The following is a 14,016-nucleotide window of genomic DNA, read 5'->3' as shown; positions in this document are numbered from 1 at the left end:
GAGGTCTACCGCGCCGCCGAAGAGCGGTCTTTTGCGTTTTCGCAGGCGCTTTGTCAAAACGCACGAAGCCGCGATCGGGCTGCCTGCCGCCTGCGATCCTAGGCCATCTCAGCGGCGGGCTTCGTCACGCCGAACCGCCGCTCGAATTCGGCGACATCGACAACACCGCGCCGGTGGCTGCCGTCGCCGATCTTGCGGTCGCCGTCCCAGGCCTCGACCTCGAACAGCACACTCCTGGCTTCGACCGCGACGACCCGCGCGATCGCGCGCACCGTGCGGCCGACCGGGGTTGCCGCCAGATGGCGGATATTGACCATCATCCCGACGCTGACATGGCCCGTCGGCAGGAATGGTTGAACGGCCGATCCCGCGGCCATCTCCATGTGCAGGATCATCATCGGCGTGCCGTAGACGGCTGGCATTCCCGGCACCACATGGCCAACCGTCATCTCGGACGTGACGGTCACCAGCTTCTCTGCCGTCATGCCGGCGGTCAGCCTCTCAAGCGGATTCATGGCTCAATTCCGCATCTGCCTTGGTCGTGGATGAAGTGGGTGTCGCGGCCGCCTGCGGCTTGCGCCCGGTCAGCCAGTTGCTGAGCTGGTCGAGATAGAGATAGACGACGGGCGTGGTGTAGAGCGTCAGGATCTGCGAGAGCATCAGGCCGCCGACGATCGTGTAGCCGAGCGGCTGGCGCAGCTCCGCGCCGGTACCGGAACCGATCATCAGCGGCACGCCGCCGAGCAGCGCCGCCATCGTCGTCATCAGGATCGGGCGGAAGCGCAGCGTGCAGGCCTGGTAGATCGCCTCTTCCGGGCTGAGCCCGTGCTGGCGCTCCACCTCGAGGGCGAAATCGACCAGCATGATGCCGTTCTTCTTGACGATGCCGATCAGCAGGATGATGCCAATGATGGCGATGACGCTGAGATCCATGTGGACCGCCAGCAGCAGCAACAGCGCGCCGATGCCGGCCGACGGCAGCGTCGACAGGATCGTGATCGGATGGATCAGGCTCTCATAGAGCACGCCGAGGATGATGTAGATCACGATCAGCGCCGCCCCGATCAGCAGCGGTGTGCCTCGCAGGGAAGACTGGAAGGCCTGGGCGTTGCCCTGGAACGAGGTCGATAGCGAGGCGGGCTTGCCCGTGCTCTTCTCGATGTTCTGGATCGCCGTCACCGCATCGCCGAGCGCGGCGCCGGGCTGCAGGTTGAACGAGATCGTGACCGACGGAAACAGGCTCTGGTGGTTGATCAGGATGGGCGCGGGCTTAATGACGCTGTGAACCAGCGTGCTCAGGGGGACCTGCTGGCCGGTGGCCGAGTTCAGGTAGATGTCCTTGAGCGCTTCCGGCCCGTACTGGAAACGCGGATCGACCTCCATCACGACATGGTACTGGTTCAGCGAGGTGAACATCGTGGAGACGATGCGCTGGCCGAATGCGTCGTCGAGGGCATTGTCGATCGTCGTGGGCAGGATGCCGAAGCTCGATGCGACCTCGCGATTGACGGTGACCTCCAGCCGCGGACCGGCATTGGCCTGGTCGCTCGCGACGTCGGTGATGAGGTCGAGCTCGCGGAGCTTCTTGAGGAAGATCGCCGACCAGTTGGTGAGCTCGTTGGAATCGGCGTCCGTCAGCGTGTACTGGTATTGCGTCTTGGACAGGCGTGCGCCGATGGTGATGTCCTGCGCGGCCTGCATGTAGAGCCTGATGCCCTGGATATGGGCGAGCTGGGGCCCCAGCCGTTCGATGATCTGGTCGGCGCTGGCCTTGCGCCCGGGCTTCGGCTTCAGGACGATAAATATCCGTCCCTGGTTGAGCGTCGCCGTGGGACCTCCCGGACCGATATAGCTCGCCACCGACTGAATTGCCGGATCCTTCGACAGGATGTCGACGATCGCCTGCTGGCGTTCGGACATGGCGGGGAAGGAAATGTCCTGTGCGGCTTCGGTGATGCCGACAATCTGCCCGGTATCCTGTTGCGGGAAGAAACCCTTCGGAATGATCACGTAGAGATAGCCGGTCAGCGCGATCGTCGAGAGCATCACGAGCAGCGTCACGAAGCGATGGCGCAGCACGATTCGCAGGCCGCTCGCATAAAGCGCAAGCAGGGCGTCGAAACCGCGTTCGAAGGCGAGATAGATTCGGCCGTGCTTCTTCCGCGAGTCGTCCTTCAGCAGCCGCGCGCACATCATCGGCGTCAGCGTGAGCGAGATGACCAGCGACAGCAGCAGCGAAGCCGTGATCGTGACGGCGAATTCCTGGAACAGCTTGCCGACGTAGCCTCCCATCAGGAAAAGCGGGATGAACACAGCGATCAGCGACAGGGTGATGGAGACGATCGTGAAGCCGATTTCGCTGGAACCCTTGAGCGCGGCCTCCATCGGCGTCATGCCCTGCTCGAGATGGCGCACGATGTTCTCGATGACGACGACGGCATCGTCGACGACGAAGCCCACCGCGATCGACAGCGCCATCAGCGAGAGGTTGTCCAGGCTGTAGCCGAGCACGTAGAGGACCGCGAACGTGCCGATCAGCGACAGGGGAACCGTGATCGCCGGGATGATGGTGGCCCAGAAATTCCGCAGGAACAGGAATATGACCATTACCACCAGTGCGACCGTCAGCATCAGCGTGAATTGAACGTCGGAGACCGCGGCGCGAATGGTGGCGGTCCGGTCGGCGGCGATCGTCACCTTGATCGCCGGTGGAACGGAGGCCTGCAATTGCGGCAGCAGCTTCTTGATGCGGTCGACCGTCTCGATCACGTTGGCGCCGGGAACGCGCTGGACTGCCAGGATGATGGCGGGCTCCTTGCCGTACCAGCCGGCCAGGAGGTCGTTCTCGGGCCCCTCGATCGCCGTGCCGATGTCGCGTATCCGCACCGGCGAGCCGTTGCGATAGGCGATGATGAGGTCTTCATAGGCGGAGGGCTTGAGCAATTGATCGTTGGTGTTCAGCGTATAGGTGACGCGCGGGCTGTTGAGCGTGCCCTTCGGCAGGTCGACGTTGGCGCCGGCGATCACGTTGCGGACGTCTTCGAGGCCGATGCCGCGGGCGGCAAGCGCCTGCGGATTGACGCGAACACGGATCGCGGGCTTCTGCTGGCCGCCGATGCCGACGAGACCCACACCCGGCACCTGCGAGATCTTCGGCAGCAGGATGTTTTCCGCATAGGCGTCGACCGTGGTCAGCGGCAGCGAGTCCGACGTCAGCGCGATCAGCATGATCGGCGTCTCCGCCGGATTCACCTTCCTGATCGTCGGCGGGTAGGGGATGTTCGGCGGCAGGAAAGGGCTTGCGGCATTGATCGCGGCCAGCACGTCCACCGCCGCGCTGTCCACGGTGCGCGACAGCTCGAACTGCACTGTGAGCTGGGCGACGCCGAGCGCACTGGACGAGGTGAGCTGCGTGACGCCGGGGATCTGGCTGAGCTGCTGCTCGAGCGGCGTCGCCAGCGACGAGGCAATGGTGCCCGGATCGGCGCCGGGCAGTTGCGCCGAGATCTGGATGGTCGGGTAATTGACGTTCGGCAGCGCACCGACCGGCAGCAACGGATAGGCCGCGAGGCCGCACAGCAGCAAGCCGGCCATCAGCAGGGCGGTTGCAATTGGCCGCAGGATGAAGGGCGCGGAAAGGTTCATGGGATCGCATCCTGCACGGCGCTCTGCAGGTCGGCTTCACGCGCGGCCTTGCCGTGCAGCTCGCGAACGCGGCTGCCTTCCGTGAGTCGGTACTGGCCGTCGATCACGACGACGTCGCCTGATTTCAGTCCCTGGTCGATCAGGGCCTGGCCATCGCTGATCTGCACGACGTGAACGGGACGCAAGGTGGCCGTCTGGCCGTCGGTCACGACATAGACATAGCTGCCGTTCGGTCCCTGCTGCACGGCTGAGCCGGCGACAGTGAGCGCACCCTTCTGGACCTCGAGCAGCAGGCGCGCGTTCACCAGCTGGCCCGGCCACAGCTTGTGCTCATGGTTTGGGAACACGGCCTTGAGTTGGACCGTGCCGGTCGTTCCCGCGATCTCGTTGTTGACCAGCAGCAGCGTGCCCTCGTCGAGCTTCGTCTTGTTGTCCTGGCTGTAGGCGATGACCTTCAGTTCGCCCTTCGCGGCATGCTCCTGGATCACCGGCAGATCGGCCTGCGGCAGGGTGAACAGCAGCGAGATCGGCTCGATCTGGGTGACGATGACGAGGCCGTTGGGATCGGTCGGATGAATGACGTTGCCGACATCGATCTGGCGAACGCCGGTGATGCCGGGGACGGCCGACGACAGGCGCGTATAGCTGAGCTGGACGTTGGCCTCGTCGATCTGGGCCTGGTCCGCCTTCACGGCGGCCTTGAGCTGCGCCACCTGCGCCGTCTGCGTCTCGATCAGTTGCGGGGTCGCATAGCCCTTGTCGCCAAGCTGGTTGTAGCGGGAGAGGTTGGCCTCGGCATTCGCGAGTTGCGCCTGGTCCCTGTCGCGATTGGCCGTCAGCTGTTCGATCTGCGCCTCGTAGGGACGCGGGTCGATCTGCGCGAGCAGGTCGCCGGCCTTGACGGTCTGTCCCTCGGTGAAGGCGATCTTGACGATCTGTCCCTGAATCTGGCTGCGCACGACGTCGGTGTTGTAGGCAATCACCGTGCCGATGCCGCGCAGATAGATCGGAACGTCCTTGCCGGTGACGCTGGCGGCGACCACCGGCACGGCGGTGGGCACGGGTGCGGCTGCCACGGCCGGCTTCCGGTCGGTGCCGAAGAACCAGAGACCCGCGCCGATCAGGATCGCGGCGAGAGCAACGAATGCAATGGTGAGGTTGCGTTTCACGGTGATGGTCCTTCTGATCTCAGGGATTGCCGGAGCCGTCGATCGAAGTCGTGCCGCCCGTGGACGTGGGGCCGGGCACCGGCACGGACGGACTGATTCCGGCGCCGCCGATTTCGGTGGAGCCCAGCGGAATCCCGACGCGGCCGACCGTCGATGTCGAGGGCAGGGACGAGACTGCTGCCGTGCTGCCGGGGCAATTGGTCGATAAGGTGCCGGACAGCCCGCCGCCGTCGAACAATGCTCCGGAGGATGAAGCATTGCCGGATCCGGCGCAGGCGGTCGTGTTTGGCGCGGGGTTGATCGGGGAGATGCCGGGCGTTGCGATCTCGGTCGATCCCAACGGAATGCCCACGGGTCGCGTGGATTGCGGGTTGAGCGGCGAGGTCGCAAGCATGCCGGCAGGCGGCTGCGTTCCCGGCATTGTTGTTTGGGCGATGGCCGCAGTCGAGACCAGCCACAGGACGCTGGTCGCAAGCATCGCGGCAGGGTGCATCAAGGAGAACCGGCGCGATTCGGAACTCCGTGCGCCGGCGTCGTTCGGTGAATGCTGATCTCGCATGGAAGAAGGCTCCGGCTCTATGCATGGACATTAGAAAGATGCGCTCGCGCGGGTATTTCCAGAACGCACGTCCTGCTCCCCGGCTGCACGACGGCGAGGAGGCGTCGCCTCGTCATCGGCCCCGAAGCGCATTCGCTATCTCAGGATGGCCCGCGCGTGTGCGATCTCCCGGCTGCACGCGGCGATGTCGCCGGCGCGATTGGCGGTGCGCGCGCGATCGAGCGAGTCGAGCGCGTCGGTGAAATCGACGCCGTTGCCACCTTCTGCTTCCGCGAGCGAGCGGGGCGTCGGTTGATGGCTGCGCAGCGCGCTGAGGCTCTCCGGCTTCCAGCCGTGGGAGCCCGCATCCTTTTCTATGGCCAGATCGAGCTGGGCCTGGGTTTGCGCGATGTCATCCGCGCAGCTTCCGGCAAGAGCCGGCATGGTCGCGCACAGCAGGGCGAAGAGAGCGACGCTGCACTTTGCGATGGATGTCATTGTTCAATCCTATGCTTGGATTTCGAGTGACGTCAGGAACGTTGTCGTGAATGACAGAGCGCGTATCGATCGTCTTTCGCGTATGAACGCCGGCCGTTCACGCTTGCGAGAGATCATTGTCATGAATGTCAGTGTGCATGACGTGGGCCCTCCGTTAGAAGTGCGTCTCTCAACCGGGCCGCGTCCGGAGGATGTTCGAGCAGCGATCGTCGCAGCTCGCGTGTCCCGGCGTGCGAAGTGGCAAGGGCCGTTGCTTGCCGAAATACGCGGGCAAGCATCGAAACTAGTGTTGCGTCATTCCAACCCGGAGTGATCCCGTCATGAAACACCTCAACGCTGGTCTCGCCTTTGCCGCCGCTCTCTCCTTGCTCTCGACCGTCGCCCCTGCGAACGCGGAGCCCCTGAAGAACATCGTCCTGGTGCACGGCGCCTGGGTGGATGGGTCCGGCTGGAAACCGGTCTACGAGATCCTGACCAAGGAAGGTTTCCGCGTCACCATGGTGCAGGAGCCTGAGACCTCGTTCGCCGACGACGTCACGGCGGCCAAGCGCATTCTCGATCTGCAGGATGGCCCGACGCTTCTCGTCGGCCATAGCTACGGCGGCTCGATCATCACCGAGGCCGGCGTTCATCCGAGCGTCGTCGGTCTCGTCTACGTCGCCGCACACGCGCCCGACGTCGGAGAGGACGAATCGGCGTTGGGCAAGAAGACGCCGAGCGTGCTCGGCAAGACCGAAGGCGTCATCAAGGTCACGCCCGACAAATTCACCTATCTCGATCCCGTGCAATTCCCGAAACTGTTCGCACCCGATCTGCCGCGCGAGCGGGCCGAGTTCGTCGCGCGCTCCCAGGTCCCGGCTGCGGCCCAGGTGTTCAGCACGCCGCTGACGGCGGCGGCGTGGAAGACCAAGCCGAGCTGGGGCATCGTCGCCGGCAATGACCAGATCATCAATCCGGATCTGGAGCGCTGGTACTACGAGCGCGCCAAGAGCCAGACCACCGTGATCCCGGGCGCCAGCCACTCGGTCTACGAGTCGCATCCGAAGGAAGTGGCTGCGGTCATCACCCGCGCCGCGCGCAGCATCCAGCAGCCGGTTACGCGCTGATCACGCTTCGCCGGTCCTGACGCACGACCGGCAGAAGGAAGGACGGCGGGAGCGACAGCACTCCCGCCGGCCCGACTGTGCCATCAGGAGAATTCCCATGAATGTGATCGAGACGACCGGCGCCGCCCTGAACTGGAAGGTGACGACGGTGAAGCGGGCCGGACTGAGCCGCGACTTGCCGTCCGGCAATCCGGACCTGATGTGGGTCGCGAATTCGTCGACGTTGATCTACGGCGAGCGGGACGCGGTCCTCGTCGACACGTTCCTCACCGCCGGGCAGTCGAAAACGCTGCTGGACTGGGTCGCGTCTTGCGAGCGAAATCTGACGACGATCTATGTCACACACGGGCACGGGGATCATTTCTTCGGGCTGGCACCGCTGCTCGACCGCTTTCCGCAGGCAAAAGCCGTTGCCGTTCCCGAGGTCGTCGACGAGATGAAGGCGCAGCTCTCGCCGGCCTCGCTCGACGGTTTCTGGCGCAAGCGCTTTCCGGGCGAGATCGCAGAGCGCCTGGTCGCGGCTGCGCCCCTCGAAGGCGAGCTCACGCTCGAGGGACACAAGCTCGTCGTCATCGACATGGGACGAACCGATACGGCGCGCTCAACCGCCCTTCATGTCCCGTCTCTCGATCTGATCGTCGCCGGCGACACCGTGTACAACGGCATTCATCCCTATCTGGCCGAAACCGACACGCAGAGCCGGCTGGAATGGATCGCCGCGCTCGACCGGCTTGCGGCGCTGAAGCCGCGCTTCGTCGTCGCCGGACACAAAAAGCCGGATAACGACGACGACCCGCGCAACATCGCGGCGACCCGGCAATACCTGCTCGATTTCAACCGCCTCGATAAGGCGACGACATCGCCGCGCGAGCTCTACGAGGCGATGCTCGAGCTCCATCCCGACCGTGCCAATCCGGGATCGCTCTGGAGCGGGGCCAACGCCGCAAAGGGGCAGAAGTCATGACGAGCTGGCAGGACAACCGTGTCGCGCGTGATGCCTGCATTGCGGCGGGCGCAGTCCTTGCCCGCGGCAAGGTCGTCGAAGCACACGACGTCACGCGCCTGCTGGAGGCCGTGATCCGGCCGGGCGACCGGGTTTGCCTGGAGGGCGACAACCAGAAGCAGGCGGATCTCTTGAGCCGCGCGCTGCTGGCGGTCGATCCCTCCAGGGTCAACGATCTGCACATGGTGCAGTCGGGCGTCGTTCTGCCCGAACATCTGGACCTGTTCGACCGCGGCGTCGCGAAGCGGCTCGACTATGCCTATTCCGGGCCGCAATCGGCGCGGATTGCGCGCATGCTGTTCGGCGGCAAGATCGAGCTGGGTGCGGTTCATACCTATCTCGAACTGTTCGCCCGCTACTTCATCGACCTCACGCCGCACGTCGCGCTGATCGCCGCCGTCAGCGCCGATCGCGAGGGAAATCTCTACACCGGCCCGAACACCGAGGACACGCCGACCGTGGTCGAGGCGACGACGTTCAAGGACGGCGTCGTGATCGCCCAGGTCAACGAGATCGTGGAGACGGTTCCGCGGGTCGATATCCCGGCGGACCGTGTCCATTTCATCGTCAAGGCTAACAAGCCGTTCTTCGTCGAACCATTGTTCACGCGCGATCCGGCCGCGATCACCGAAGGCCAGATCCTGACCGCGATGCTGGCGATCAAGGGGGTTTATGCACCGTATGGCGTGCAGCGGCTCAATCACGGCATCGGCTTCAGCACGGCCGCGATCGAACTCCTGCTCCCGACATTCGGCGAGAGGCTGGGGCTGAAGGGCAGGATCGCAACCCACTTCGCGCTGAATCCGCATCCCGCACTCATTCCCGCGATCGAATCCGGCTGGGTGCGGCAGATCCACTCGTTCGGATCGGAGGTCGGCATGGATGACTACATCCGCGCCAGATCCGACGTCTACTTCACCGGTCCCGACGGCTCGTTGCGTTCCAACCGCGCCTTCTGTCAGGCCGCCGGGCTCTATGCCTGCGACATGTTCATTGGCTCCACGCTGCAGATCGATCTGCAGGGAAATTCGTCGACTGTCACCACCTCGCGCATCGCAGGCTTTGGCGGCGCTCCGAACATGGGGGCGGATGCCCGCGGGCGGCGGCATCCGAGCGAGCCCTGGCTGAAGGCCGGAGCGGAGGCCGATCCGGACGGCTCGGCACTGATGCGCCGCGGCCGCAAGCTGGTCGTGCAGATCGGCGAGACGTTCGGGGACAAGAACGTGCCGCTCTTCGTCGAGAAGCTCGATGCCATCGAGCTCGCGGAGAAGCTGAAGCTCGAACTGGCGCCGGTCATGATCTATGGCGACGACGTCACGCACATCGTCACCGAGGAGGGCGTGGCGAATCTCTTGCTGTGCCGCACCGCGCAGGAGCGCGAGCAGGCCATCCGTGGCGTTGCCGGCTACACCGATGTCGGCCGTCGGCGGGACCACGGCATGGTCGCGCGCCTGCGCGAGCGCGGCGTGATCCGCCGGCCGGAAGATCTCGGCATCAATCCGCTCGATGCGGATCGCAGCCTGCTGGCGGCGCGCTCGATCAAGGATCTCGTGCGCTGGTCGGGTGGCTTGTACGCACCCCCTTCGAAATTCAGGAACTGGTGAGGAACGCGCCATGGAAGATCTCAGCTTTCGACATCCGGTTCGCGCCCGCGCCGACGGCGCCAGGCGGAGCGCGATTGTCGGCATAGTTGCCTCGGGCAATCTCGAAGTGCTGGTGGAGCGCGTGCTGCCGGATGCGGAATGTGCCATCGACATCAAGACCGCCGCCGTCGGCTTCGGCGAGGTCTGGAGAGCCGTGATCGGCGATTTCGTCGAGCGCTATTCGCCCGGCGGGCTGAAGTTCTCGATCAATGACGGCGGCGCGCGTCCCGATACGGTCTCGCTCCGGCTGGCGCAGGCGGTGCGATCGATCGCGGAGAACGGCCAATGACCGCGCCGATCAAGCACATCACCCCCGCCGAACGGGCGCACAGCACCAGCTTCTACGAGGCGTCGGCCCGCGTGCGGCTGGAACTGCTGCTCGATGCCGGCAGCTTCGTCGAGTTCATCGGGCCGGAGCAGCGCGAGGTCAGCCCGCATCTGAAGATATTCGATCTTCCCGAGCAGTTCGACGACGGCATCGTCGTCGGTCACGGTCGCCTCGACGGCTCGCCGGTGTTCGTTGCCGCGCAGGAGGGCCGCTTCATGGGCGGCGCCTTCGGCGAAGTGCACGGCGCCAAGCTGACCGGGCTGCTCCGCGCCGCGCGCGAGATCGGCTCGATCCCCGTCTTGATCCTGTTCGATACCGGCGGCGTCCGGTTGCAGGAAGCCAATGCCGGCGAGCTTGCCATCGCCGAGATCATGCGCGCCGTGATGGAAGCGCGCGCCGCCGGCGTGAAGGTCATCGGCCTGATCGGTGGGAGGTCCGGATGCTACGGCGGCGGCGGCCTGATCGCGGGCTGTTGCTCCGCGCTCGCCGTCTCGGAGCCGGGGCGCATCGCTGTGTCAGGTCCCGAAGTCATCGAGACCAATCGCGGCGTCGAGGAGTTCGACTCGCGCGATCGTGCCCTGGTCTGGCGGACGATGGGCGGCAAGCACCGCCGCCTGCTCGGCGCCGCCGATGTCTTTGCCGACGACAATGTGCAGGATTTTCGCGAGGCCGCGCTGGAGCTGATCGGCCTGGTCGGACCTTTCGGTCTCGACAGGCTGAAGGCCGAGCAGGAACGGCTCGCCGGACGGTTGCGCCGCTTCGGCGCCTGCGCGGATGCCGTCGACATCTGGACCGCGGAAGGCATCGAGCACGCTGAGACGGTTCCGGAGCTGCCGGCAGATCAGTTCATTGCGCTCGCCAACAGGATCGGGAGGACCAGCCGTGACGCTCGATGACATCATCGCCTCGCTCTTTCCTGACGGCCATGAGGTAAGCAACGACAACGGCGTCCTTCACGGCTCGGCGACGCTGCGATCCGGTGGCACGATGCTGGTGATCGGCATTGCGAATCGAACCGCGCTGGGCGTCGACGAGGCCATCAGGCTTTCCGCACATGTCCTGAAGTCGATCGGTCGTGACTCCGGGCCGATCCTGGTGCTCGTCGATAGCGACAGCCAGCGCATGAGCAAGCGTGACGAACTGCTCGGGCTGAACGAGTTCCTCGCACATCTGGCGAAGGTGCTGATCCACGCGGACATGAATGGCCGCCCGACCATCGGCGTCCTGTACGGCCACTCGGCTGCGGGCGCGCTGCTTGCGACAGGCCTTGCAACGCGTGTGCTGGTCGGACTGCCCGGAGCCGATCCCGCAGTGATGGATCTGCCTTCGATGGCGAAGGTGACCAAGCTGTCGATGGAGGCGCTACAGGAAAAGGCGAAGTCGACGCCGGTGTTCGCGCCGGGCCTGTCCAATCTCGCGCAAATGGGTGCCGTTCACATGACATGGAGCAATGCCGCATCGCTCGCCGACCAGCTGGAGGCGTTGCTCGCCGACATGCCGGCCGCGCAGGACCGGCGGGATGCGCTCGGCAAGCAGCGTGGCGGCCGGCTGAAGGCCGCCGAGATCGCGGAGCGCGTTCGTGACCTCGCCCTGCAAGCACGGTGATCGACCACCCGGTCGTCACGACCTCGTCTTCGTCAGCCCCGCGGGGTGGCGCGCGATGTTGGACGCGCGCGACGATCTCGCCGCCGATTCCCTTCTCGCGCGCTGGCCCAAAATGCGGTGGCCGACGATCAGGCGGCGCGCCTTGCCACACGAGGCAACCGGCGTCGCGCTGGGCCTGCCCCTGCCGCCTTCTGCCGGCAAGAAACGGGTTGCCCTCCTGGTCGAAATCGACCACGTCGCCTCGGTCGCGCGGCCGCCGTCGCTGCAACAGGCGCGGGCTTACGCGCCGCGCAACTGGTGGCCGACGCTCGACCGGCTCGACGGGCTGGCGCTTCGCCATTCGGTGGACGCGCGCGTCTACGGCAGCCTGGCCTGGCAGTCGTTGACCGGGCTCGACTACGTGACCGGCCGTTCCGATCTCGATGTCCTGTTCGAGTTTCGAAGCGAAACCGACATCGATCGCTTCGTCGCCGATGTCGCCGCGATCGAGACCAGCGCGCCGATGCGGCTTGATGGCGAGCTGATGAGCGCCGACGGCGCGGCGGTGAACTGGCGTGAAGTCCACGGCGGCGCGAGCGAGCTTCTGGTCAAGAGCATTGAGCGCGTGGTCCTGCTCGACAGGCATCAATTCATTTCGGGAGCGACGGGATCATGATCACCATGGCCGCAAGAGGCATGGAACGGCCGCTTCTGCGCCGCGCGCGGATGATGCCCGATGTCTCTGCCATCGGGGCTGTCGCCGCCGATTGCCTCGTCAAGGAGCTCGAAACCTGGCCGAAACCGGGGCTGGTGAGCCATGTCGACAATGGCAGTCACGATGACATGGATGCGGGCACGTTTCGTCGCAGCGCCGCGGCCATCAGGCCCTATCTGCAGCGCCTGGCCGATGCGGGTGCGTTTGGCTGCGGCATGGGGCGGCTGCGGATCATTGGCCTCGAGGCGGAGCGCGCCATGTTCGCGGCGACGTCGGGGGTCAACACGCACCGTGGCGCGATCTTCGGGCTCGGCCTGCTGTGCGCGGCCGCCGGCGCGAGAGCCGGCGGGTTGGTCGATCCCGAGCTTCCGCTTGGCGACGTCGTGGCGCGCCTGTGGGGCGACAGCATCCTCGATGGACCGGTGCTGCTGCACAGCCATGGCAGCGTGGCCCGCCGCCGCTTTCGCGCGGGCGGTGCGCGTATCGAGGCCGCGAGGGGATTTCCCAGCATCTACGGAATCGGCTTGCCGGCCTTGCGGAGAGCAACTGTCGTTGTGGAGGATACGGAAGCCGCCCGGGTCGAGGCGTGCTTTGCTCTGATCGCTTCCGTCGAAGACACCAACCTCCTGCATCGCGGCGGGCTCGACGGCCTTCGGTTTGCGCATGACGCGGCGCGTCGCTTCGTCGATGCCGGCGGCGTCTGCGCGTCCGGCTGGCGTGCGCGGGCACAATCGATCCACGAAAGTTTCGTCGCCCGCCGTCTCAGCCCGGGTGGATCGGCCGACCTGCTCGCTATGACGCTCTTCGTCGATGTCCATGAAAGGCCGATTCCATGATGTCCAACGCGATCCTGATGGCGCTGGTGCCGGTCTTCTTCGTCCTGTTGCTGGGATACGCCGCCGGAAAATTTCATATCGTCGACAATCTTCACGTCGACGCCCTCAACGCGCTGGTGATGGATTTTGCGCTGCCGGCGTCCCTGTTCGCCGCGACCGCTTCGGCCTCGCGCCGCGATATGATCGAACAGGTTCCGCTCTCCATGGTGCTCGGCGTGACGATGCTGTTGCTCTATGTCGCCTGGTATTGCGCCGCGCGCAGGTTCTCGAAGGCGTCCCGGTCCGATGCGTCGCTGCAGGCCTTGACGATCGGCTTTCCGAACCTTGCCGGCGTCGGACTTCCGATCCTGTCGTCCGTGTTGGGCCCCGCCGGCACCGTCCCGGTTGCGGTCGCGTTGGCAACGGGCTCGATTCTGATCAGCCCGCTGACCCTGATCATGGTGGAAATGGGTGCGAGCAGGGCGCAGGGCGCCGAATTGTCGATGCGGCAGATTCTGACGGCAGTCAGGCGCGCGATCACCAAGCCGGTCGTACTGGCGCCTGCGGCAGGCATCCTGCTTTCGCTGTCGGACGTGAGCCTCGATGCACTCGCCCATGCATGCCTGGCGTTGATCGGGAGCGCCGCCGCGGGTGTCGCCCTGTTTCTCACGGGGGCGATTCTGTCGGCACAATCGTTCCGGCTGGATTGGCGGATCGTGGCCGCAACGGCGGCCTCGGATGTCGTTCGGCCGCTGCTGGCCATTGCGGTCATTCACTTCATTCCGATTGCGCCTGATCCCGCGAAGACTGCCATTCTGCTTGCCGCGGTGCCCTCGGGCTTTTTCGGCATCCTGTTTGCCGTCAACTACCGGCTGGATTCCGCGACGGCGGGATCCATGGTCATCGCCAGCACCGGATTCAGCGTCGTGACCCTGGCGATTGCGATCGCCATGCTCTTTCCCGGTTAGGTCG

The 14,016-nt window shown here is 65.4% G+C and carries 14 protein-coding genes; 10 read left to right on the top strand and 4 right to left on the bottom strand.

The genetic code is table 11. The features are described from left to right. Positions 1-98: 98 nt before the first annotated feature. From BJA_RS01375 to BJA_RS01365, 3 genes are read right to left on the bottom strand one after another with little or no spacing between them, the layout of a single operon-like run. Complete coding sequence (locus BJA_RS01375; RefSeq protein WP_011083110.1) at positions 99-515, bottom strand: thioesterase family protein; 417 nt, start codon at positions 513-515, stop codon at positions 99-101. Continuing rightward, entirely contained in the window at positions 502-3,645 is a 3,144-nt protein-coding gene (locus BJA_RS01370) for an efflux RND transporter permease subunit (protein ID WP_011083109.1), read from the bottom strand. The genes BJA_RS01375 and BJA_RS01370 overlap by 14 nt, the downstream gene beginning before the upstream one ends. Further along, positions 3,642-4,814: an efflux RND transporter periplasmic adaptor subunit gene (locus BJA_RS01365; protein ID WP_011083108.1), complete on the bottom strand. Its 1,173-nt coding sequence runs from the start codon at positions 4,812-4,814 to the stop codon at positions 3,642-3,644. The genes BJA_RS01370 and BJA_RS01365 overlap by 4 nt, the downstream gene beginning before the upstream one ends. A 26-nt stretch (positions 4,815-4,840) precedes the next feature. Here BJA_RS01365 and BJA_RS01360 point away from each other — a divergent pair, with 26 nt between their 5' ends. Further along, complete coding sequence (locus BJA_RS01360) at positions 4,841-5,365, top strand: hypothetical protein (protein WP_236842163.1); 525 nt, start codon at positions 4,841-4,843, stop codon at positions 5,363-5,365. Positions 5,366-5,508: 143 nt separating this feature from the next. Here the strand turns inward: BJA_RS01360 and BJA_RS01355 are convergent, their stop codons facing one another. Continuing rightward, positions 5,509-5,850, bottom strand: coding sequence for a hypothetical protein (locus BJA_RS01355; RefSeq protein ID WP_011083106.1), 342 nt, complete (start codon positions 5,848-5,850; stop codon positions 5,509-5,511). 320 nt (positions 5,851-6,170) lie between these two features. Between BJA_RS01355 and BJA_RS01350 the strand changes: the two genes are divergently transcribed. The 9 genes from BJA_RS01350 to BJA_RS01310 all read left to right on the top strand — a co-directional run bounded on the left by BJA_RS01350 (position 6,171) and on the right by BJA_RS01310 (position 14,012). Beyond that, positions 6,171-6,956 carry an alpha/beta hydrolase gene (locus tag BJA_RS01350; RefSeq protein ID WP_011083104.1) on the top strand — a complete coding sequence of 262 codons (786 nt, stop codon included), beginning with the start codon at positions 6,171-6,173 and terminating at the stop codon, positions 6,954-6,956. A gap of 97 nt (positions 6,957-7,053) precedes the next feature. Beyond that, a complete protein-coding gene (locus BJA_RS01345) occupies positions 7,054-7,920 on the top strand; it encodes an MBL fold metallo-hydrolase (protein ID WP_011083103.1) in 867 nt (288 codons plus the stop codon). Beyond that, positions 7,917-9,563, top strand: a complete 1,647-nt coding sequence (gene mdcA, locus BJA_RS01340) for a malonate decarboxylase subunit alpha (RefSeq protein ID WP_011083102.1) — start codon at positions 7,917-7,919, stop codon at positions 9,561-9,563. Before BJA_RS01345 ends, mdcA begins: the two co-directional genes overlap by 4 nt. A gap of 10 nt (positions 9,564-9,573) precedes the next feature. Further along, positions 9,574-9,891, top strand: a complete 318-nt coding sequence (gene mdcC, locus BJA_RS01335) for a malonate decarboxylase acyl carrier protein (protein WP_011083101.1) — start codon at positions 9,574-9,576, stop codon at positions 9,889-9,891. Continuing rightward, on the top strand, positions 9,888-10,826 hold the full coding sequence (locus tag BJA_RS01330) for a biotin-independent malonate decarboxylase subunit beta (protein WP_038966669.1): 939 nt from the start codon (positions 9,888-9,890) through the stop codon (positions 10,824-10,826). The genes mdcC and BJA_RS01330 overlap by 4 nt, the downstream gene beginning before the upstream one ends. Further along, complete coding sequence (mdcE, locus tag BJA_RS01325) at positions 10,813-11,535, top strand: biotin-independent malonate decarboxylase subunit gamma (RefSeq protein ID WP_011083099.1); 723 nt, start codon at positions 10,813-10,815, stop codon at positions 11,533-11,535. The genes BJA_RS01330 and mdcE overlap by 14 nt, the downstream gene beginning before the upstream one ends. Beyond that, the gene (mdcG, locus tag BJA_RS01320; protein WP_011083098.1) at positions 11,510-12,190 is read left to right on the top strand and encodes a malonate decarboxylase holo-[acyl-carrier-protein] synthase; all 681 of its coding nucleotides are present in this window, start codon (positions 11,510-11,512) and stop codon (positions 12,188-12,190) included. Before mdcE ends, mdcG begins: the two co-directional genes overlap by 26 nt. After that, complete coding sequence (gene mdcB, locus BJA_RS01315) at positions 12,187-13,065, top strand: triphosphoribosyl-dephospho-CoA synthase MdcB (RefSeq protein WP_011083097.1); 879 nt, start codon at positions 12,187-12,189, stop codon at positions 13,063-13,065. The genes mdcG and mdcB overlap by 4 nt, the downstream gene beginning before the upstream one ends. Continuing rightward, entirely contained in the window at positions 13,062-14,012 is a 951-nt protein-coding gene (locus tag BJA_RS01310) for an AEC family transporter (protein ID WP_011083096.1), read from the top strand. Before mdcB ends, BJA_RS01310 begins: the two co-directional genes overlap by 4 nt. The last annotated feature ends 4 nt before the right edge of the window (positions 14,013-14,016 follow it).

It is taken from the genome of Bradyrhizobium diazoefficiens USDA 110 (assembly GCF_000011365.1).
GTDB lineage: Bacteria > Pseudomonadota > Alphaproteobacteria > Rhizobiales > Xanthobacteraceae > Bradyrhizobium > Bradyrhizobium diazoefficiens.
This window is presented reverse-complemented; position numbering and strand designations above follow the sequence as displayed.

Bases quoted from the DNA above. Each gene is read 5' to 3' on its own strand.
- BJA_RS01370 (WP_011083109.1), bottom strand. From the start codon at position 3,645: ATGAACCTTTCCGCGCCCTTCATCCTGCGGCCAATTGCAACCGCCCTG.
- BJA_RS01330 (WP_038966669.1), top strand. From the start codon at position 9,888: ATGACCGCGCCGATCAAGCACATCACCCCCGCCGAACGGGCGCACAGC.
- mdcA (WP_011083102.1), top strand. From the start codon at position 7,917: ATGACGAGCTGGCAGGACAACCGTGTCGCGCGTGATGCCTGCATTGCG.
- BJA_RS01355 (WP_011083106.1), bottom strand. From the start codon at position 5,850: ATGACATCCATCGCAAAGTGCAGCGTCGCTCTCTTCGCCCTGCTGTGC.
- mdcC (WP_011083101.1), top strand. From the start codon at position 9,574: ATGGAAGATCTCAGCTTTCGACATCCGGTTCGCGCCCGCGCCGACGGC.
- BJA_RS01345 (WP_011083103.1), top strand. From the start codon at position 7,054: ATGAATGTGATCGAGACGACCGGCGCCGCCCTGAACTGGAAGGTGACG.
- BJA_RS01310 (WP_011083096.1), top strand. From the start codon at position 13,062: ATGATGTCCAACGCGATCCTGATGGCGCTGGTGCCGGTCTTCTTCGTC.
- BJA_RS01350 (WP_011083104.1), top strand. From the start codon at position 6,171: ATGAAACACCTCAACGCTGGTCTCGCCTTTGCCGCCGCTCTCTCCTTG.
- BJA_RS01375 (WP_011083110.1), bottom strand. From the start codon at position 515: ATGAATCCGCTTGAGAGGCTGACCGCCGGCATGACGGCAGAGAAGCTG.
- mdcB (WP_011083097.1), top strand. From the start codon at position 12,187: ATGATCACCATGGCCGCAAGAGGCATGGAACGGCCGCTTCTGCGCCGC.